Origin of the sequence: Rhizobium sp. NZLR10 (genome assembly GCF_019685125.1) — a bacterium.
Lineage (GTDB): Bacteria > Pseudomonadota > Alphaproteobacteria > Rhizobiales > Rhizobiaceae > Rhizobium.
Genome location: NZ_JABDWE010000017.1, coordinates 116,294 through 134,747 on the forward strand (window position 1 = coordinate 116,294; position 18,454 = coordinate 134,747).

At 58.5% G+C, this 18,454-nt stretch carries 17 protein-coding genes; 5 read left to right on the plus strand and 12 right to left on the minus strand.

Annotated elements, in window-relative coordinates:
• Positions 1 to 63: 63 nt before the first annotated feature.
• Entirely contained in the window at positions 64 to 459 is a 396-nt protein-coding gene (locus HJB82_RS23595) for a DUF1236 domain-containing protein (RefSeq protein ID WP_221141668.1), read from the minus strand.
• Between the two features lie 120 nt (positions 460 to 579).
• Positions 580 to 852 carry a BON domain-containing protein gene (locus tag HJB82_RS23600; RefSeq protein ID WP_221141671.1) on the minus strand — a complete coding sequence of 91 codons (273 nt, stop codon included), beginning with the start codon at positions 850 to 852 and terminating at the stop codon, positions 580 to 582.
• 250 nt (positions 853 to 1,102) lie between these two features.
• Between HJB82_RS23600 and HJB82_RS23605 the strand changes: the two genes are divergently transcribed.
• Together HJB82_RS23605 and HJB82_RS23610 are read left to right on the plus strand one after the other, a co-directional pair.
• Positions 1,103 to 1,384: a DUF982 domain-containing protein gene (locus tag HJB82_RS23605; RefSeq protein ID WP_221141673.1), complete on the plus strand. Its 282-nt coding sequence runs from the start codon at positions 1,103 to 1,105 to the stop codon at positions 1,382 to 1,384.
• 389 nt (positions 1,385 to 1,773) lie between these two features.
• Positions 1,774 to 2,931 (plus strand): glycosyltransferase family A protein, encoded by a 1,158-nt coding sequence (locus tag HJB82_RS23610; RefSeq protein ID WP_221141674.1) that lies wholly within the window; start codon positions 1,774 to 1,776, stop codon positions 2,929 to 2,931.
• A 73-nt stretch (positions 2,932 to 3,004) separates the two neighbouring features.
• On the opposite strand, the gene HJB82_RS23615 is transcribed toward HJB82_RS23610, so the two are convergent.
• From HJB82_RS23615 to HJB82_RS23645, 7 genes are all read right to left on the minus strand, one after another.
• The gene (locus HJB82_RS23615) at positions 3,005 to 3,193 is read right to left on the minus strand and encodes a hypothetical protein (protein WP_221141676.1); all 189 of its coding nucleotides are present in this window, start codon (positions 3,191 to 3,193) and stop codon (positions 3,005 to 3,007) included.
• Positions 3,194 to 3,323: 130 nt separating this feature from the next.
• Positions 3,324 to 6,089 (minus strand): EAL domain-containing protein, encoded by a 2,766-nt coding sequence (locus HJB82_RS23620; RefSeq protein ID WP_221141678.1) that lies wholly within the window; start codon positions 6,087 to 6,089, stop codon positions 3,324 to 3,326.
• Positions 6,086 to 7,072: a hypothetical protein gene (locus HJB82_RS23625; RefSeq protein ID WP_221141680.1), complete on the minus strand. Its 987-nt coding sequence runs from the start codon at positions 7,070 to 7,072 to the stop codon at positions 6,086 to 6,088. The genes HJB82_RS23620 and HJB82_RS23625 overlap by 4 nt, the downstream gene beginning before the upstream one ends.
• An 878-nt stretch (positions 7,073 to 7,950) precedes the next feature.
• Positions 7,951 to 8,310: an ATP-binding protein gene (locus HJB82_RS23630; protein ID WP_221141683.1), complete on the minus strand. Its 360-nt coding sequence runs from the start codon at positions 8,308 to 8,310 to the stop codon at positions 7,951 to 7,953.
• Positions 8,311 to 8,355: 45 nt separating this feature from the next.
• On the minus strand, positions 8,356 to 10,311 hold the full coding sequence (locus HJB82_RS23635) for a methyl-accepting chemotaxis protein (RefSeq protein ID WP_221141685.1): 1,956 nt from the start codon (positions 10,309 to 10,311) through the stop codon (positions 8,356 to 8,358).
• A gap of 558 nt (positions 10,312 to 10,869) precedes the next feature.
• Complete coding sequence (locus tag HJB82_RS23640) at positions 10,870 to 12,714, minus strand: glycoside hydrolase family 15 protein (protein WP_221141687.1); 1,845 nt, start codon at positions 12,712 to 12,714, stop codon at positions 10,870 to 10,872.
• A 7-nt stretch (positions 12,715 to 12,721) separates the two neighbouring features.
• Entirely contained in the window at positions 12,722 to 13,504 is a 783-nt protein-coding gene (locus tag HJB82_RS23645) for a glucose 1-dehydrogenase (protein ID WP_221141689.1), read from the minus strand.
• 169 nt (positions 13,505 to 13,673) lie between these two features.
• Between HJB82_RS23645 and HJB82_RS23650 the strand changes: the two genes are divergently transcribed.
• A complete protein-coding gene (locus HJB82_RS23650) occupies positions 13,674 to 14,972 on the plus strand; it encodes a divalent metal cation transporter (RefSeq protein ID WP_311044057.1) in 1,299 nt (432 codons plus the stop codon).
• Positions 14,973 to 15,037: 65 nt separating this feature from the next.
• Positions 15,038 to 15,271: a hypothetical protein gene (locus tag HJB82_RS23655; RefSeq protein ID WP_221141691.1), complete on the plus strand. Its 234-nt coding sequence runs from the start codon at positions 15,038 to 15,040 to the stop codon at positions 15,269 to 15,271.
• Between the two features lie 43 nt (positions 15,272 to 15,314).
• Here HJB82_RS23655 and HJB82_RS23660 read toward each other — a convergent pair whose 3' ends face one another.
• Complete coding sequence (locus HJB82_RS23660; RefSeq protein ID WP_221117970.1) at positions 15,315 to 15,602, minus strand: DUF1236 domain-containing protein; 288 nt, start codon at positions 15,600 to 15,602, stop codon at positions 15,315 to 15,317.
• Between the two features lie 220 nt (positions 15,603 to 15,822).
• Between HJB82_RS23660 and HJB82_RS23665 the strand changes: the two genes are divergently transcribed.
• Positions 15,823 to 16,845: a sensor histidine kinase gene (locus HJB82_RS23665; RefSeq protein ID WP_221141693.1), complete on the plus strand. Its 1,023-nt coding sequence runs from the start codon at positions 15,823 to 15,825 to the stop codon at positions 16,843 to 16,845.
• Between the two features lie 123 nt (positions 16,846 to 16,968).
• Here HJB82_RS23665 and HJB82_RS23670 read toward each other — a convergent pair whose 3' ends face one another.
• Positions 16,969 to 17,403: a DUF4440 domain-containing protein gene (locus tag HJB82_RS23670; RefSeq protein WP_221132275.1), complete on the minus strand. Its 435-nt coding sequence runs from the start codon at positions 17,401 to 17,403 to the stop codon at positions 16,969 to 16,971.
• 252 nt (positions 17,404 to 17,655) lie between these two features.
• Entirely contained in the window at positions 17,656 to 18,039 is a 384-nt protein-coding gene (locus HJB82_RS23675; RefSeq protein ID WP_221132276.1) for a response regulator, read from the minus strand.
• Positions 18,040 to 18,454: the final 415 nt, after the last annotated feature.

The following is an 18,454-nucleotide window of genomic DNA, read 5'->3' on the forward strand; positions in this document are numbered from 1 at the left end:
CATTCTCATGCGGTGCAATGCGTGACCTGATGGTTGGAAAGGGCGGCTGAAGCCGCCTGGCGGTCAATGAATGACCTGGATGACCTTCCGCGAGGAAGGTTCGACGATCACACGCTGGTCGTTGACGATCGCGTATGCATATTTCGGGTCGTCGGGAACTGGCGTCACGACCACCGTCTCCGGTAGGGGCTGTCCGACGACGACCTTCTCCTTCACCACGACCCGTGCGGTCGGGGCGGGAGCCTGCTGAACATAGGTCACCACCTGCTGCGGCGGCGGATCAATCACGCTACCTGCCACGCCGCCGACGATGCCGCCGACAGCCGCACCGACCGGGCCGCCGACGATCGCGCCCGTTGCAGCTCCACCCACTGCACCCGTCACCGTCGATTGCTGGGCAAACGTAGATGTCGATGCCAACAGGACGCCAGTGGCAATAGCTACTGATCTGATATTCATTTATTTTCCTCCTTGGATGCGGTTGGTTCCGCTGCGCAGGGAAACCGGCGAGTGGAGGAAAGTGTTCCCGAGTTAGGACTTCATACCGGGATTAAGTAAGACCTTGGTCCTAGCCGTCCGTTACTGCGTTGGGAAGCGGCTCAGCATCCGATCCTGGACGTTCTCGTGGCCGACGATCATCGCTGCAAGCGAGATGGCTTTCTCGCGGTCTGCGGCGTTTGTAATGTAGCCCTCTAGCAGGACCACAGGGCCGAGCATCCTGATATCGATGGCACTGCTATCGATATCCTGATCAGCGGAAAGGGCCGCTTTGATCGTCGCGATGGTCGAAGCCGAACTATGGCCTTGCGAGCAGCGCTCTTCGTGGTTGTAGTTATCGGGGCCGAATTTCATCTTCTCCTCCTGTCCGCCCCTCACGGACCTACACGTTACCTCAAGCTAATATGCGCCGTGGGTGCCGAGGTCGCCAGTCCGACCTAAGTCCGTCTTCCCCTCGACGCTATGGGGCGTAGATCTTCCTCTTCCTTGTTGAAAGGACGCCAGGGAGGTTTAGCGATGTTGTTGTATCCAGTCAGGACCTCCCTGGTGAAGTTTTGTCGATCCATGGCGGGCGATCGCTTTTTGGGAATAAAAGGTGGCATTCATGCAAACGATCGGGATTGTGGATTGGCATAGAAGCGAAGACTTCGCCCCTCTGATGCTTGTGATGAGCGGTCAGGAAAAGAATAGGCTGATCCGATCACTTGGCGGGATCGCCGAGGCCCTTGTCGCCGAATGGCCGACAGACGATGGCAAGGAATACATCGCGGCTGTAAAAACGTGCCTGGATGCCATTCAAGGCAACATCTCCGCAAAGACAGCGCGCGCCGCGCTCATTCGCGCTGCGGAAGAAGCCGGAATTCCCGTGATTGCTGTCGTCCACTGACGGACTGCCTTAGCGGGCGTCGCAGGATGACACTCATCGCAAAGCAACAAAGTGCTTGGCCGTAGGCAGCGGTCAGAGAGTCGAAAACGGTTCGCGCTTCGGCTCAAATGACTTCCAAATGCAATGACATGAGACGAGCCAGCGTAGCCGGTTTAAGGCCGACTGCGGCCTCTTCTTCTCCGAAAGTAGAGGGTCTACGTCAGACCAAAGTCCGTTTTCGCCCACAAAACAATGTTAGAGTGTAGGCATGTTGAAGGCGGTCTTCCAACATTGTCGGTGGCTAGGATTTGCCCGCTCCGAATTGAATGTGGGAGAACTGCAGAACTCAACAAGGCAGTCCTTCATCTGTACGAAAGTATCTTTGTCGTTGGCGTGGCGAGAGATCTGCAATGCTTTCATCTACAGAGGAGGATCGACGAGGGACCTTTAATTCTGATCAGCCTTTGGTCTCAGTGGTCATCCCGGCTTTCAACGCTTCCACCTATATTGAGCGGACGCTTCGATCCGCTCTGCGCCAGACCTACACCGCCCTGGAGATTATCGTCGTCAATGACGGTTCCACGGACGACACGGCAAAACTCGTCGAGCAGACAGCGATGTCGGACTCGCGCATCCGTCTCCTCTCCACACCTAACCGTGGTGTCGCGGCTGCAAGAAATACTGGGATCGAGGCATCATCTGGTCGATTTGTGGCATTCCTTGACGCCGACGATCTCTGGTACCGGACGAAAATCGAAAAGCAGGTGAACGCTCTCAGCCGGTTGTCCTCGCGGTGGGCTGCGGTCTACGTGCAGCATTGCCTCATCAACGAGGACGACGAGATTATTCGGCCAGGCAGTTCCGAAGTCGCAAGGGGATATATCTATGCCCGCCATCTGAATTTTAAGTATATAGGCAATGGGAGTGCGCTTCTCGTCCGACGGAATGTCGCGCTTGAAATCGGTGGGTTTGATAGCTCATATGCAGCCGCCGGTCTTGGAGGCTGCGAAGACCTCGATTTCGAGCTCAGGCTGGCCACGCGCTACTGCATCGAAGTCGTTTCCGAACGGCTGGTGGGATACCGAAAGCATCCCGGCAGCATGTCTTCCAATCACTCTCGAATGGGCAAAAGTGCTTTGGAAGTAGTTAGGCGTTCGCTGGCCGCAAATCCGAACCTCCCTCAATACGCGGTCCGGGGAGCACTCGACGCCACTCAAAAATATGCGTTTTGGGAATTTCGACAAGCTCGGGAAACATATTTGTCGCTTGTATCCATTTGGTCGATACTGCCAAAAGACCCGTATTTCGTGGTTCGGCTTGTAGTTCAGAAGGGGTTGCGCGGAATACGGCACTGTCTTCGTCTTGGGACGAGCACCGCAAACGGTGAAGACCCGCCGCGAATGAATAGGTCGAAATTCGATGGTCAATTTGCTCCGTCGTTTCCCGAATGCCCAAAGGAGACGCCGAGCTTACACCGTCATGTAATGCGTCTGACGGCTGTGGATGCGATGCTGAGTTCAACTCTTAGCCCCCAGCGAACGTCACTGAGACGGACGAAGGTGGAATGACAGGGGATAGCGGCTTGGAAAGCGGCCCGCCATGGTTCATCCCGCCTCAGTTCTCGACAACCCTCGCGAGCAACTATTCCAAGCTATCTTCGTTCCTGACGCTATGTTGATAGAAATAGATTATCTGGGTTGCGAGTTCGTCGCAGGCATCGGCGTCGGTTATTTGCCCGGTGGCGCAGATATGATCGAAGACTCTTTTACAGATCACAATATCTTCGTTCTGCAATGGTGCATCGGTTGCAGCGAAATCAGCTTTGGTCATGGTGGACATCTCCCACGAAGTTGCCTGAGTTTCTAACATCGAGCCAGAACCCAGGATGAAGGGGAAACCGCTGCTGTCGTGCGAACCACGCTCGCGAGGGTAGGCGCCACTTCAGTGTAGATCCGAATCGTCAAGCATCGGCGGCCAGAGGTTTCGGGACTTTCCACTCGGAAAGCATCCGGGTCGACTGGTCTGGCCTCCCGAAGAGATAGCCCTGCCCTGTCTCGCATCCGAGCCGATGTAGCACGTCGGCCTCCAGTTCATTTTCGACGCCTTCGGCGACGATCTGCAGTTTCAAGCCGCGCGCCAGCGAAATGATCGCGCGGACGATCTCCAATACAGTCGGATTTCCGTTCATTCGCCGGACAAAAGACTGGTCGATCTTGAGTTTGTCGACAGGAAGATCGGCAAGGTAGCTCATCGACGAGTAGCCGGTCCCGAAGTCGTCCAAGGCAATGACCACCCCGGTTTCGCGAAGCGATCGCATCTTTGCGATGACAGCTCCACCGTTGCCGAGGAAGGCCGATTCCGTCAGTTCGAGGCACAAACGGGAAGAAGGAAGTCCGCTGCCGGACAAGGCTTGCCTTACATCGGCCTCGATATCGGATTGCTCAAACTGAAGCGCCGAGACGTTGACGGCGACACCGAGCTCACCAGGCCACGCGGCCGCCTCGGTACAAGCTTCGAACAGCGTCCAGCGGCCGATATCGCAGATCAAGCCGGAAGATTCCGCGATCGGGATGAACTCGGCCGGCGATAGCAAGCCGAATTCCGGATGGTTCCATCGGATCAAGGCCTCCGCGCCGACAAGGTGACCGGTCGTAAATTCGATCTGCGGCTGGAACAGCAGGAAGAACTGCCGGGTCCGAAGAGCGTCGCGCATATCCCGCTCCAGCCGGCGCGACCGAGCCTGGCGAACGGCGATAGAGGGATCGAAAGAAGACCATCGCCTGCCTGGCGCGGCCTTTGCGGCATCCAGAGCGGATTCGGCGGCGTTCAACAGGGCGCCAGGGGCCGTGTCGCCTGAGCGAGATATTCCGAGGTGGACCGAGATCGGCAAGGCCGCGCCGGTGAGGTGTACAGGCTCCTCGAATAGGGCCAAAAGACCATCGGCAAAATCTTCGATGGGAAGGGCATCTGTCGCGGCGGTGGCGATGCCAAAATGGTCGCGGTCCAACCTTGCCAGCAAATCACCGGCGAATGCATTCCCAAGCCGCACTGCCACGGCTTTCAGGAGCTCGTCGCCGACGTCGCACCCAAGCGTGGCGCAAAGGTAGGAGAAACGTTCGATATTCAGCACCGAGACGCGGCTCCCACCCTCAAGTCTTGCTAGTCGATACGCGAACTCCCGACGATTGAGCAGCCCGGTGAGCTCGTCCCGCTCGGAGAGCGTCTTCATCCGCTCTTCATAATCATATCGGGCGGTGATGTCCCGTATGATGAGGCAACCGGCAAATCGCGATCGCGCCGTGGCTAGATGCGCATCCGGCTGTTCAATTGGCGAAATCGTGACGGAGGCCTCGTAATACCCAGCCTGCGCAGCGAAATCGACAAGGGCAGTGTGCACCTTGCCCGGTTCGGCCTCGTGCTCCGAGACCAGCCTGCGCACGATGTCGATAACCGCGGTCTCCGTGCTGCCGAGAAGCGAGGCGCCGATCTCGGCTCCCAGTACCACCCTTGCAGATTCGCTCGCTTCGATGATCCTCAGACCGCTATCGAATGCGACGACACCATCGGAACTGTCGGCGATGATCCGTCTTATCAGGCGTCGGGTGTTTCGAGCCTCGGTACTGGCGATGGCGATAAGCATTCGGCCGAGGTCGACGCGCTCGTTCAGGGCGAGCATCCAGGCGAGCAGCAGCGTCAACCACGGCACCGCCGTTCCGACAAGGATCGCATACCGCCACTGCAGCAGGAACGCGCCGATCTCCCCGACGGCAACGATCGCCAGTGCGACCGCCATCATCGTGACAAGGCCGGTTGAACGGCTGCGGATGACGCCGACGATCAGCAGGGCCGTAAACAAGAGTTCCAGCGGAACCTCATCGACCATCCTGAGGGAACGGTTCTGGAGCAGGGTCTCACCCGCGAGCACGTGAATGAGCGGGCCGGCGATGGCGCCGTAGACGGGGACGGCGAAAATGTCTTTGAGCTCGGCTGCCGACGCTCCCACCACCACCGAGCGGTCTCTGATTGCCTCAGCCGGCACGGTTCCGTTCAGTACGTCGGACAAGGAGAATGTCGGAACGGTGTCTGGTCTTATCGAGTAGTCGATCCGCAGGGAACCGGCACTGCCGTCGATCCTGCCAAGGGCTGCTGCGGCGGATTGGGTTGGGTTCCCATCGAGCTGGCTTCCCAGATCGAAACGGCGGACGATCCCGTCTGCATCCATCGTTACATTGGCGAACACAGGCCATGCATTCTGAAGGAGCTGCGGGATCGGCCTTGTCACCGCCGTCACAGACGATGACGCCATCTCCTGCTGCCGGAACACCGGCAGAAGAACCCCTCCTCCGGATTTCGCGAGCGCCGCGGCCAGAATCTCGTCCTCCTCAGTGTTGGAGAGGGCGCTGAAATCGACGTCGAGGAAGACGTCCTTGACGCCCGAGGCGACCAGCTTATCGAGCAGCGTCGCGTAGATGCGCCGCGGCCAGGGCCATGTTCCAACGGCGTCGAGGGAGCGCTTGTCGATCGCAATGAAGACGATGTTGCCCGTGGCGGTGCGAGGCGCCCATTCGAAGCGCTTGGCGAAAAGACTGTTGTTGATCCCCTGCACGAGGCCGACGCTGGATCCCGCCACCGGCAGCGCCAGCATGACGGCGATCAGCAGAAGACGAACCGTGATCGTGCTGATGCCGTTGGAGAAATAGTCCCCAGCCGCCTTCCTATCCCTCACTTGTCCTTGCCTTTACCGTGACCGCCGCCGTTACCGTTGCCACCGCCGTTATTATCGCCCTTGCCGCTGTTGCCATTGCCGTTGTTGCCATTCCCGCCGTTGCCGGAATTGCCGTTGCCGTCCCCACTGTTACCGCTGTCACCGGAATGACCGTTGCCATTGCCGTTGCCGTTGCCTCCGGAATTGCCCTTGCCGCCGCTGTTGCCGTTTCCGTTCCCGTTGCCACCGGAATTGCCGTTGCCATTGCTGCCGCTATTGCCATTTCCGCTGTTGCCGTTGCTGTTATCATCGTCGCTCGCGTTGGAACCGGTGGTCTTGCTTGTTGCCGAAGAGTTGCTCCAGGCTTCGGAGGTGGCACCGGCGAGTTTCGTGGTGCCGACGGCCGGAATCTGGGCGACCGACGGCGCAACCGAGGTGATCTCGGGCTTGGATAGCCGGCCCGCCACCGTCATGCCCGCCTTCTTGTCGACAGTCGCGCTCTGACCCGGTGCCACATTCGACCGCTGGCCGCTGGAGAAGGAGGAGACCTGAACCAGGCCGCGATCCACGGCGACGGACGCCTTCGCCCTATCGACCGTCACGTGAAAGATCGTTCCCTTCACAACGGCCGCGAGGTAGGGCGTCTGTATCGCGGTATGCGGCTGGCTCCGCTTCTCGATTTCAAGGTCCAGCAAACCGACCTGTTGGTAAATCTGAGTCTTAATCGCAGCCGATTCATTGGTAGTGATGGCGGCAAGTGTGTTTGGCTGGAAGGTGATGCTCTCCACACCCCTGGCAAGCTGAACTCGCCCACGCGGGCCTGTGGAGACCCATGCCCGATTGGGCACCACTTCGCCAGCGCGCAGGTCCTGCCAGTGCGTCCTGTCGACGGTATACTTCACTTGATCTGTCGCCTTGACCACCCGCCAATCATCGGCAGCAGCAAAGACGGCTGTCGGCAGCACGATCAATGCTGCGATCAGAATTCGAAAAATTTTCGACATGAATGCTATCCCTCATCCTTGGGACAAGTGAAGCATGTTCCAATTAAGAATGATTATAAAACCGGGTGATGATTCTAGGAATTGTATGATGAATGCCCGGACGCTCGGCCGGAGGATCGCAGATCCGCCGGGCCAACGAGGGTGGGCAACGACACCGGCCAATTATGCCGCTCGCGTTGTCAACGCGGTGGCTCCGTCGCTTGGAAGTCCAGGCCGGGAACCATGTTCATTTCCAACTTCTTACCCATTCATTGAGCGTTTGCGTCGTGCAGCCGAGCTTGGCGGCGATCGAGGAACCCCTGCCCACCGCGAGGAATATTCCCCTTCGTGATCCAAAACAATGCGTTACACCGCATCTCGACAGATCTCATGTGACTTGCACGGCGCGGTCTTTTCATTGCGCCGTCGTGCCGGTCCTCCCGCTCTGTGAGATACACCTGTCTCGACGTTCTCGATCGGCTCAAACGACTTCGATGTTGTCGTCGCCGACTCCGCAAGCCCGCTACGGGGTCGGGATAAACCGAGGAAAAAGGGACTATCGCCAGGAGCGTGCCATCTTAGGCGTTCACATCGGCATTGTCGCCACCGCACCACCGCCGAAGTCGGTCGCGATTGCGCCGGGGGACCGCGTTCACCCGGACACGGCGCCCACCAAGCTCGACCGCCATATAACAGATGCTAAGCGACACGAAACTGGGATTCGTGGACGAAGGATTTCAGAGGCCCGCCCATGGCTCAGGCTATGGCAGCCTTTTGTGATGTGTTCCCCGCGCTGGGATGACCACTGTTGGCGCATTCATGCCATCAATCTCATGGGGATAGTTATCGGAACTGCCTGTCGCGCTTGGTCAATGTGGAAGGAAAAACACCGCTTACGTTCACGTCCCCGTTGTTGCGAGTGCAGTTGCAGGAATCATCGCGGAAACGGCTCGAGCATGATCGGGCAGGGAAACAACGAAGGTGGAACCCTCGCCTCTCTGGCTTCGAACACTCAGCTGCCCGCCATGAAGTTCTATCAGCTGCTTGACCAAATTCAGCCCGATGCCTGGAAAATAGCGCTCGAAGATCGTCCAGACCTCTTGAGCAGACATGCCGCCGCCGCCATGCGCGCATCTAATGCATTGATCGTTTGTTGCGCACCCGCGGGTGGTCCGACAAATGCCCCTCCGTCCCGACGGCCCTGTCGCATTCTGCCGTCGGACGCGACGCTCGCTGATAAGACGAACCCTCGTCGTCATCAGCTCGCCATTCGTCCCGTTTCCTCAACGGGAGACCCGGCGACCTTAGGCAGCGGGCGCGTAGCGCTTGACCGAGCTTGTCACAGAGAGTGCTGGGCCACTCCTTCCCTCAACTTTAAACCGGGAGATCAACCGCGAGAGCGAGAGTACTTCTTCGGCAAGCCGGCTGGTGCTTGCCGTTGCCTCTTCGACCATGGCCGCGTTCTGCTGCGTGACCTGGTCCATCTGATTGACAGCAGTATTGACTTCGGAAAGGCCGGTCGTCTGTTCTCTTGCGGCAATCGCGATCGAGTGGACGTGGTCGTTGATTTTCGTCACCTGGTTCTGGATAAGACTCAGCGCATCACCCGTGGCCGTTACCAGTTTCACGCCGGTCTGAACCTCTTGGCTTGAGCGGGTAATCAGTTCCTTGATGTCCTTTGCGGCGCGAGCGGAGCGTTGAGCAAGCTCACGGACTTCCTGCGCAACCACTGCGAAACCCTTGCCGGCCTCGCCGGCGCGGGCCGCTTCGACCCCGGCGTTAAGCGCCAACAAGTTCGTCTGAAAGGCAATCTCGTCGATGACGTTGATGATTTGACCGATTTCGCCGGAGGCCTGTTCGATACGGCCCATGGCCGCGACCGCATCCGTGACCACCGCACTCGATTGATCCGTGCTTTTGCGCGCCTCGCCCACCATGTGATTGGCTTCCGCAGCTCGATCCGTAGAATTCTTGACCGCTGACGTAATCTCCTCGAGACTTGCAGCCGTTTCTTCCAATGACGCCGCCTGCTGTTCGGTGCGCTTGGAGAGATCGCCGGCCGCATTGCTGAGCTCGCCGGTGCCGGAATTGATCGTATCGATCGCGACCCTGACTTCTGCCATCACAGTTCTCAGGCCGTCCATTGTCGCATTCACATTGTGCTTGAGCTCGCCGAACGCACCCTGGAACTCGCCACGCATTTCCTCGGTCAGGTCCCCCTGGGCGAGCGCGGCGATCACACGTTGGATCTCGCTGACACCGCGATGGACCGAGGTCACGAGCTCGTTGACGCTTGCAGCGAAACGGTCGAGATCCAGATTGTCATAGCTTGTCTGTATTCTGTGGGTGAAGTCGCCAGCTACAGCGGCAGCAACGACGCTCGAGATGTTGGAGGAAAGATCAGCACTCTTGGCTTGCAAGGCACTTTCCTGGGCGTTGAGAAGCCGCATTTTGATGCCGTTCTGCTTAAACACCTCCACCGCGCCGGCCATGCCACCGATCTCATCGGTGCGGCTCGCGAACGGTACGGTCGTTTCGAGGTCGCCGTCGGCCAGTCGTTTCATGCTCCCTGTCAACTCACCGATCGGGCGAGCAATCGCCTTGGAACCAAAGATCGCTGAAGCGACCAGCGTCGCTATGACAAGAAATCCCATTCCGAGGCTAGCCTGCAGCGCCAAATGAGATGCCGCCGCCATCTGATTTCCCGCTTCGTCCGCTTTCCCCTTGGCTGCGTTTACGCATTCGTCGAGTAGCGATCCAATCTCGTCTGCAACGCCCAGAAGCTTGCCTTCAGCCGACTTTTCGCCCACTGAGGCCTCGGCGCTGCTGGCTGAATTACTCAACTTTGCATCGGCGGCCTTTGAAAGCCCTTTGAAGTCGTTCATCCACTGAGCTGTCAAATCGGAAACCTTTGACACTCGGTCCTTATTGGCCTGGAGCGTCATGCTGGCGCTCGCGCTGGCCAGATATTTGACAACCGATTCATGCCGCTTGGCGACATAGTCGCGCGCCTTGGTCGCTTCGTCAGGGGTCTCTGCCAGGCGCAGTTCCAACATTCCCATTACCATTCCGCGCAACGATGCCTTTGCATCAACCAAGTCGCGGGAGAGGACCAATTGCATTCGACCGAAATCGGAACTCTTGCCGACCGAGTTGTCACCGACAAAGACGGCTGCCAGCAGCGCTGCAACCATGATGATGCCGGCTGCAGACATGGCTGTCAGCTTGGCACTGATACGGGCGAAAAGCTTAGATGGCATCGCTATCCTTCCTGTCGCACAGGCGTCTTTACGCCCGGTGCTGACGCAACCGATCAACAAGCTGGATAGGTCTGTTCCAGCCGCATGCGCATTCGGAACTACTCCACACGCTCTACCACGAGGTGGTTGGTTAAGATTATGACAAATAACTTAAGTTTCTATTGAGCATGCGTCGGCGGCTAATGGCACCCATCAATTCAATTTGCTTGTACCCAAGGTGGAACGTCATAACAGCGCGCAATTCACTTCGGTGGATGCGACACTGAGTTCAACTCTCAGCCCCCAGCGAACGTCACTGATGCGGACGAAGCTGGAATGACAGTGGAATCGCGGGTCGTGGAAGCAGGGCCGCGATCCTTTCAAGATACTTGATGACTTCGATTACCGCGCGGTCTTCGGATTGATGAGCACACGCCTTTTGCGGTTATTCGCAAGGGGCGATTTAGCCGGCCGGACAAAGCTCAAGGCGCGAGACGCCCGCCGCAAGACTGACCCCAGTGCCGGTTTCGGCGCTGAGGGGCTCCACCAGTGCTCCCTCCGCGTTCCGATAAGAGCGCCTTACAGCGCATCTGGGGAAACCTTGCGTGGCTTGCTCGGGGCGGTCTTTTCAGCACGCTGTCGTGCCGGTCCTCCCGCGCTGACCAGATTGTGCGCGGTGTTAATCAGGCCGATGTGCGAAAAAGCCTGAGGGAAATTGCCGAGAAGGCGCCGACCGACGACGTCGAACTCTTCTGAGAGTAGGCCTAGGTCGTTACGAAGACTGAGCAAGTGGTCGAACAAGTTCTGCGCATCCCGCCGCCGCCCAGTGAGCACATAAGCATCAACCAGCCAGAAGCTGCAGGCCAGAAATGCTCCTTCCCTGCCACCGACACCGTCGTCGGTCCGGTTCGTCGAATAGCGCATGACCAGGCCGCCCTGCAGGAGCTCCCGCTCAACTGCAGCGATTGTACCAATGATGCGCGGGTCGTCGGCTGGTAAAAAGCCCACCTGGGGCATCAGCAGCAGGCTCGCATCTAGCGTGTCACCGCCGTAATATTGGACAAAGCTGTTCTTTTTCTCATCGAAGCCGCTGGCGCAAATTTCCTCATGAATTTGTTGGCGCACCTCACGCCACTTCGCCACCGGGCCTTCAAGCCCGTACCGCTCCGTGCAGATGACGGCGCGGTCGAATGCCACCCAGGCCATCATGCGCGAGTGGGTGAATGCGCGCGCTGGCCCACGCACTTCCCAAATTCCGTGATCCGGCGTCTGCCAAGCAGTCACCAAGTGAGCAAGAAGTACCTTTTGCAGCCGCCAGGCCTCCTCTTGCGACTGCAGCTCGGCATCGCGCGCTGCGTTGAGGGTATCGATGAGTTCGCCATAGACGTCGATTTGCACCTGACTGGCAGCGGCGTTGCCGATCCTGACCGGAATGCTTCCCTCATATCCTTTGAGCCACGACACTTCGAACTCGGGGAGCCAACGCTCCCCCGCGATCCCGTACATGATCTGAAGCTGTTCCGGAGCACCCGCAACTGCGCGCAGCAGCCATTTCCGCCAATCCTCTGCCTCTTGGCGATATCCCGAATTTAGCAACGCATAAAGCGTCAGTGCTGAATCGCGCAGCCAGCAGTAACGATAGTCCCAATTTCGTGTCCCTCCGATCTTCTCGGGAAGCGAGGTGGTCGGCGCAGCGACAATCCCGCCCGTCGGGGCATAAATCAGCATCTTGAGCGTGATGAGCGAGCGGACCACCGGCGCGCGCCAGACTTCCGGCATATCTTCAAAGCTGCCGTGCTTCACCCATTCCCGCCACCAGGTTGTCGCTCGATCGAGTTCCTCGTGGCGATCGCGGACAAAGTGTGGCTGGTCGCTGGAAGGATGATACGACATCGTCAACGGCACCGCGTCGCCGGCCGCAACGGAGAAGCGGGCGTAAGTCTTCATGTTGCGGCCCTTGAGCTTCAGATCAGTATGAAGTTCCACTGCGTTGGGCCCGGCGATCGCGCTCAGGCCGTAGTCCTTGCGCCGCACCCACGGCACAGCCTGCCCGTTTTCGAACCGGAGCACGAGTTCCATCTCCATGTCGACAGTGCCAGAAACACCGGTCACGATGCGGACCACATCCGCATGGCGGTCGCCTTCATTGATCGGCATAAAATCAGTGAGCGTAACGACGCCGGTCGCCGTTTCGAACCGGGTTTCCAAAATTGCAGTGTCGGGAACGTAGCGCCGGCTTGTTTTCCTTCTACCCACTGGCGCGATCTTCCAGCGGCCGTTATCGGCGGTGCCGAGAAGTGCGGCGAAGCAAGCAGGTGAATCGAAACGCGGCAGGCATAACCAGTCGATCGATCCATCCTTACTCACAAGCGCGGCGGACAGCATATTTCCAATTAGCCCGTAGTCTTCGATGCGCCCGGCCATGTCCCTATCACCCGCCATGCGCAAAGGAGGGGTAGTCGGTCATGCCGCCATCCACAAAGATCGTCGTCGCGGTGACGTAGCTGGCGGCATCAGAAGCCAGCATGATGGCGATGTTTGCAACATCCTCGGGCTCGCCTATACGGCCCAGTGGGATCTTCGTAAGCAAATCCCTATAACCCTGGGCATCCTGCCAGACTGCCTGATTGATTGGCGTACGGATCGCCCCCGGCGCGATGCAAAGAACGCGAACGCCATGCGGCGCCGCTTCCTGCGCTAGCGATTTGGACATCATAGAGACACCCGCCTTGCTAGCCGTATAGGCGCTATAGCCGGCCCAGGCGATCACCTCATGAACGCTTGTGGTGTTGAGTACGACGCCCGACTTTTGAGCGACCATGCGTTTCAGGGCCTCGCGGGCGCACAAATATGTTCCCTTCAAGTTGACGTCGACGACCTTGCTCCAGGCACCGGTTTCGGCTTCCCAGCCGAGCGCGCGCTCGCCGTCGATACCGGCGTTGTTTACCAGTATGTCGATGCCGCCCCAGGCATCATCGATGGCACCGAACATCGCCTCAACCGCTTTGGGGTCGCTGATATCGGCCCTAAGTTGACGAGCCTCGCCACCAGTGGCGCAGATTTCTTCAACGAGCTTATCGGCTTGTTTCGGGTTAACGAGATAGTTGATCGCAACTCGTGCCCCCTCGGCAGCGAATGCCTTCGCGATCGCGGCGCCCAGACCGGAATTGCCTCCTGTTACGAGAACACGCCTATTGGTCAGCCCGAGATCCATTATTGCCGCTCCACATGCCACGACCCGGTAACGTCGGAAGAAAGTGCGTTGTTCCAGGGCAGCGGACGGGCTCAGCCGAGCGGTGGAACAAACGAGACCGCCAGCGATTTATTTGCACCGAGCCGGCGGCAGAACCGCTTGAGACGGCGTGGGATGTTATGAGGCCGCTGTGAGCGAACATCGTATAGACGAAAGAAGCGCCGCCCCTGAACCTTCGAAATCACGCCTGCTTGAAATCCTGGGACCTGGCCTCATTACAGGCGCATCGGACGACGACCCAAGCGGAATAGCAACATATTCCCAGGGAGGGGCACAGTTCGGTTATGTTACGAACTGGACTTTGCTGTTGACGTATCCGTTAATGGTCGCCGTCCAGATGATCAGCGCGCGGATCGGAAGGACCACCGGACGCGGATTGGCAGGAAGCATTGTGCGCTGCTACCCGCCATGGGTGGGGATCGCGATTACCGGGCCGCTATTAGTTGCCAATATCATCAACATCGGTGCGGACCTCGGCGCCATGGGAGATGCGGCGCATCTGCTTTTGGGAGGGTATGCGCTCATCTACGTCGCCGCATTCGGCACCACATGCATCCTTCTCCAGGTATTCGTTAAATATGAACGTTACGTCGCCTTCCTCAAATGGCTGAGCCTGGCATTGCTTTCCTACATCGCCACGCTTTTCGTCGTCCATGTCGATTGGGCAAGCTTTGCGCGAGGTTTGTTCATCCCAAGTTTCACGTCCGGCCCAAAATACTGGTCGGTGATCGTCGCGATCTTTGGGACGACGATAAGTCCCTATCTGTTTTTTTGGCAGGCCTCTCAGGAGGCGGAAGACTTGAAGGAAAAGCCTGACGCAGAACCATTGATCGAACATCCGCGGGAAGCGAAGGCAGCCAATGAACGCATTACGCTGGACACGCTGATCGGCATGGCTGCATCGAATATCGTCGCGCTCGCCATCATGACAACGACCGCTGCGACCCTGAACAAGGCTGGCGTGACGAACATCGAGAACTCCGTCGACGCCGCGAAGGCCATCGAACCACTGGCGGGGAAGTTCGCCGAAGTCATCTTTGCGACTGGCATCATTGGAACCGGACTACTGGCCGTGCCTGTCCTTGCCGGGTCGGCAGCGTACGCCGTAAGCGAAGTGGCGCATTGGAAGGTTGGCCTTTCTCGTGAACCTCGCGAGGCAAAGGCCTTCTATACCACCGTCGCGGTGGCTACGATTGTCGGCATGGTGCTTAACTTTACGCCGGTACAACCAATGACGGCGCTGTTTTGGAGCGCGGTCATAAACGGCGTTGTTGCCGTTCCAGTCATGGTCGTCCTGATGCTGATCGCCTCGGATCGAACGATCATGAAACAGTTTGTGATTGGCAAGATTTTGAAAATTCTCGGATGGGCGACCTGCCTTGCGATGTGTGGCGCCGTAGTCGGCATGGCAGGGACGGCCTTTCTTTAGGCCAACCCCGAGGCGGCGACGGGTGACGGGCACCATGCACAAAAGGCTGACGCCAAGGTGGCCTCTTGAATGCTTTGATTGCAGACGAACCCTTCATCGCTGTCGGCGACCTGCTGCTCATCCCGGTGGCGAAGAACTCCACGAAGGCTGACTCGGGAATGTCCGACGTCCTCGCATCCGAATGCCCAAAGGCGACGCCGCGGCTACGCCGTCACCTGATGCGACTGACTGCGGTGGATGCGACGCTGAGTTCAACTCTTAGCCCCGAGCGAACCGCGTTTGAGACGAAGGTGGAATGACTGGGGAACCGCGAGCCTGAAGCAGGCCCGCGATTCTTTCAAGTTACTGGTAGACTTCGATTACCGCGCGGGTCTTCGGATTGACGAGCACACGCTTCTTGTTGACGACCACATAACCGTAATCAGGTTGATCAGGGATTGTGTGGATCTCGACTGTGTCAGGAAGCGCCGTACCGACTGCAACGTCACCTTCAAACGTGGCGGATGGCGTTTCCTGTTTCATGACATAGGTTTTGACCTCGCCAGGGACGACGACCGTCGTCGTCTGCGCGACCGCCGCTCCCCCAAGTGACAGAAACAGCGATGCGGCAGAGATGACCAGTATTTTCATGTTATCCTCCCAGGATCTTGAGTGTCCCGGCAAAACGCTACCGATAAGATATAGTTCCTCCGCTGCACGGAATGACTGCGGGCATGTTCGAATAGTCTCGTCCGCCTCTGTTTGCCGGGGAGACCATTCTTACGGGAACATCACGGCTTCGATGGTAATGCGGCAGTGTCCGGTATAGTATTAAGGTCACCCGCTCGTGGCTTGATGGATACGGCGCAATATGGTCAAGACCCCCTTTTCCAATTCCAGTCGCGCCAGGGAACGCTTCCTCGAAGCCATCCTCCAGAGTGCCATCGAATATGCGATCATCTCCGTGGATCTCGATCACAGGGTGACCACATGGAATGAGGGAGCCCGCAGGATCCTCGGATGGGACGACACTGAAATCATTGGCCAGCCCGTCGGCGCAATTTTCACGCAGGCAGACCGCGAGACTGGGGTTCCCCAGCGGGAAATGACCGCTGCTTTGACCGCGGGCCACGGAGACGATGAACGATGGCACGTCCGAAAGGACGGCTCGTTATTCTGGGCATCAGGCCAGCTCATGGCGCTGAGGTCGGATGATGGCGAACTCGAAGGTTTCGTGAAGATTCTCAGGGATCGAACTGAGCAGCGAGAAAATGAGCAGCGACAACGCGTCCTTATGCACGAGCTCTCGCATCGCATCAAGAATACGCTGGCCGTCGTCCAGGCCATTATCAGCCAGTCGTTCAGAAGCGCCGTCGGCATGGAGGATGCGGAGCAGTCGATATCGGCGCGCATCAACGCCTATGCCCACGCGCATGACATTTTGCTGCAGAAGAACTGGCTGTCAGCGACCATGGACACGATCGTCGAGGCGACCGCAGTCAATCTCGGACTTGGGCCGGACCGTCTCAAAGCAAGTGGTCCCACAGTCACGCTGACCCCCCAGGCGGTGTTAGCGTTCTCTCTCGTGCTGCACGAGCTTGTCACGAACGCGACGAAATACGGGGCCCTGTCGGTTGATACCGGAGTGATCGAAATCGAGTGGTCTCTGCGTCAGGAAGCGGGCGCCGACCACCTCGACCTCCGTTGGCGAGAGCGCGGCGGTCCGACTGTGGAAGCTCCGAAAAGGAGGGGCTTCGGCTCCCGGCTCATCAATTCCAGCCTGTCTGCGTTCGGAAAAGTCTCTGTTGATTATGCCCCGACAGGCCTGACCCTCAGCCTCGACGCGTCGCTCCAGAGCCTGCAAGATCAAAATTGCTCCGACTCTCCAATTTAGGTGCGGCGCCTACCTTGCAAATATTTGCTCCGCGCACGCGAGAACGATGACGCCGACCACCGAAGCCTCCGAGGGCCGGTCATGGCGCCTGGTATCGCTCGCTGATGCACCACACAGACGTCGCTACGGCCTGATCGTGCCTTGATGGAAAAACATTTGCCACTTGAGCCCGTCGTGTTTCCAGACGGAGCTTCGCAGCACACGCCGCTTTGAACCATTTGGATAAGAGCGCTCTGTCTCGTAGGTCAGAAGCACAGCGTCATTCGAGATAGGCTTCAGGACGTAGTTCGCTGATCGGAGATCGCCTTCATCGATACCGTCCTCTTGCACAAGAAGATCGATGATAGTTGTTCGGTCGTATACACTGCCAGAAGCTCCAAACTCCACAAAACCTTCCGCGAGCAAAATCTCGACCGCCTCCCTGCAACCCCTTATCTCTTGGCGGTGAAGAGCCTCTTCAAGAGACTGGATTTCCTCAAGGCTAGGAACCCTGGTCAATGCTGGCACCTCATAGGTATACCAACTGAATTTACCAACGGTGCAGCTCCATGCAACCATCGGACCTGCGTTTCTTCGGTGGCGCTTGCTCCATAATGCGGGAAAAATTCGAGTGCGGCGGCCGGCAGTTTGTGCGAGGCCTGCTAGTCTGGCCCGACGTCGTAAAAGCTGAACGTTCGTGTACGGCCTCCGAGAGCATCTCTAAGGCTTCCTGGGATCGCGGCGCGGGGATTCGCATCTCGGCCGATAATACGCGCAGTGTGCTGCGCCATTTATTCCCGTGGCTGGAAGCCAATCGATCACCTCAAGCGTTCAGTGGAAGGTAGGCCCGCTCGCGACGCGATGCGTTCTTGCGCGGGCGTTCTTGGCTGCCATGGACAGCGCATCCACTATTCTTTCGGGGTTCGTCCGCCTGGTGACGACAGGGCGCCCCTCCGGGTTCTCGATGAGGCCAGGATTCACGGTGAAATAAACCACCCCAAGTCCGAACCCGGAAAAGAGCGCGCGGGCAATGGACGGCCCGGTGAGTCCATCCCCAAGCCGGACGTCGATGATGGCGATGTCTGCTTCGGCGCCGAGCTCCAGAGCCTCTGACATAGTCCCCGCGATGCCAGTGATTTCGAATCCGGCGTCGATCGCGACGTCCTCGATCGCCAGAGCGATTCCCAATTCGTCTTCGACGATGAGCAGGCGCATGATTCGTCTCCGGGGCTCCAAAAATCGGCGGGGCGCTCTTTGGCGTCGCCAATCGAAAACACTCCCCCCCCACAAGCGGTTCCACGTGTAAGACTTGAGTCGGAGCTATCCCCCAACCAAGGTCCGAGATCCGGGATTCCACTGACAACATCATCCTCACACGCGGGAGAAGGCCGTCCGAGAGCCGGCTACACGCCTTGAATTCCAGTACCGCAGCCCCCTTCTCCATCGAAGACCGCGCCGGAGCGTAGACGATCTTCGGCGGCACCCACTCGACGAGCAGCGGAGGCCTTCCCTCGCCGCCCGCCTCGAGGACGCGCCAGCGTCTGGGCGCAGGGCGCCGTCGTTTCAGTCGATCGTCCAGTCGACCTCGTCGCGGCCGCAGAAACATCCCTGGGCACTATGAGGGTGGATT

Coding starts and splice junctions, on each gene's coding strand:
- HJB82_RS23595 (WP_221141668.1), bottom strand. CDS start 459: ATGAATATCAGATCAGTAGCTATTGCCACTGGCGTCCTGTTGGCATCG.
- HJB82_RS23600 (WP_221141671.1), bottom strand. CDS start 852: ATGAAATTCGGCCCCGATAACTACAACCACGAAGAGCGCTGCTCGCAA.
- HJB82_RS23605 (WP_221141673.1), top strand. CDS start 1,103: ATGCAAACGATCGGGATTGTGGATTGGCATAGAAGCGAAGACTTCGCC.
- HJB82_RS23610 (WP_221141674.1), top strand. CDS start 1,774: ATGCTTTCATCTACAGAGGAGGATCGACGAGGGACCTTTAATTCTGAT.
- HJB82_RS23615 (WP_221141676.1), bottom strand. CDS start 3,193: ATGACCAAAGCTGATTTCGCTGCAACCGATGCACCATTGCAGAACGAA.
- HJB82_RS23625 (WP_221141680.1), bottom strand. CDS start 7,072: ATGTCGAAAATTTTTCGAATTCTGATCGCAGCATTGATCGTGCTGCCG.
- HJB82_RS23630 (WP_221141683.1), bottom strand. CDS start 8,310: ATGACGACGAGGGTTCGTCTTATCAGCGAGCGTCGCGTCCGACGGCAG.
- HJB82_RS23635 (WP_221141685.1), bottom strand. CDS start 10,311: ATGCCATCTAAGCTTTTCGCCCGTATCAGTGCCAAGCTGACAGCCATG.
- HJB82_RS23640 (WP_221141687.1), bottom strand. CDS start 12,714: ATGGCCGGGCGCATCGAAGACTACGGGCTAATTGGAAATATGCTGTCC.
- HJB82_RS23645 (WP_221141689.1), bottom strand. CDS start 13,504: ATGGATCTCGGGCTGACCAATAGGCGTGTTCTCGTAACAGGAGGCAAT.
- HJB82_RS23660 (WP_221117970.1), bottom strand. CDS start 15,602: ATGAAAATACTGGTCATCTCTGCCGCATCGCTGTTTCTGTCACTTGGG.
- HJB82_RS23665 (WP_221141693.1), top strand. CDS start 15,823: ATGGTCAAGACCCCCTTTTCCAATTCCAGTCGCGCCAGGGAACGCTTC.
- HJB82_RS23670 (WP_221132275.1), bottom strand. CDS start 17,403: ATGGTTGCATGGAGCTGCACCGTTGGTAAATTCAGTTGGTATACCTAT.
- HJB82_RS23675 (WP_221132276.1), bottom strand. CDS start 18,039: ATGCGCCTGCTCATCGTCGAAGACGAATTGGGAATCGCTCTGGCGATC.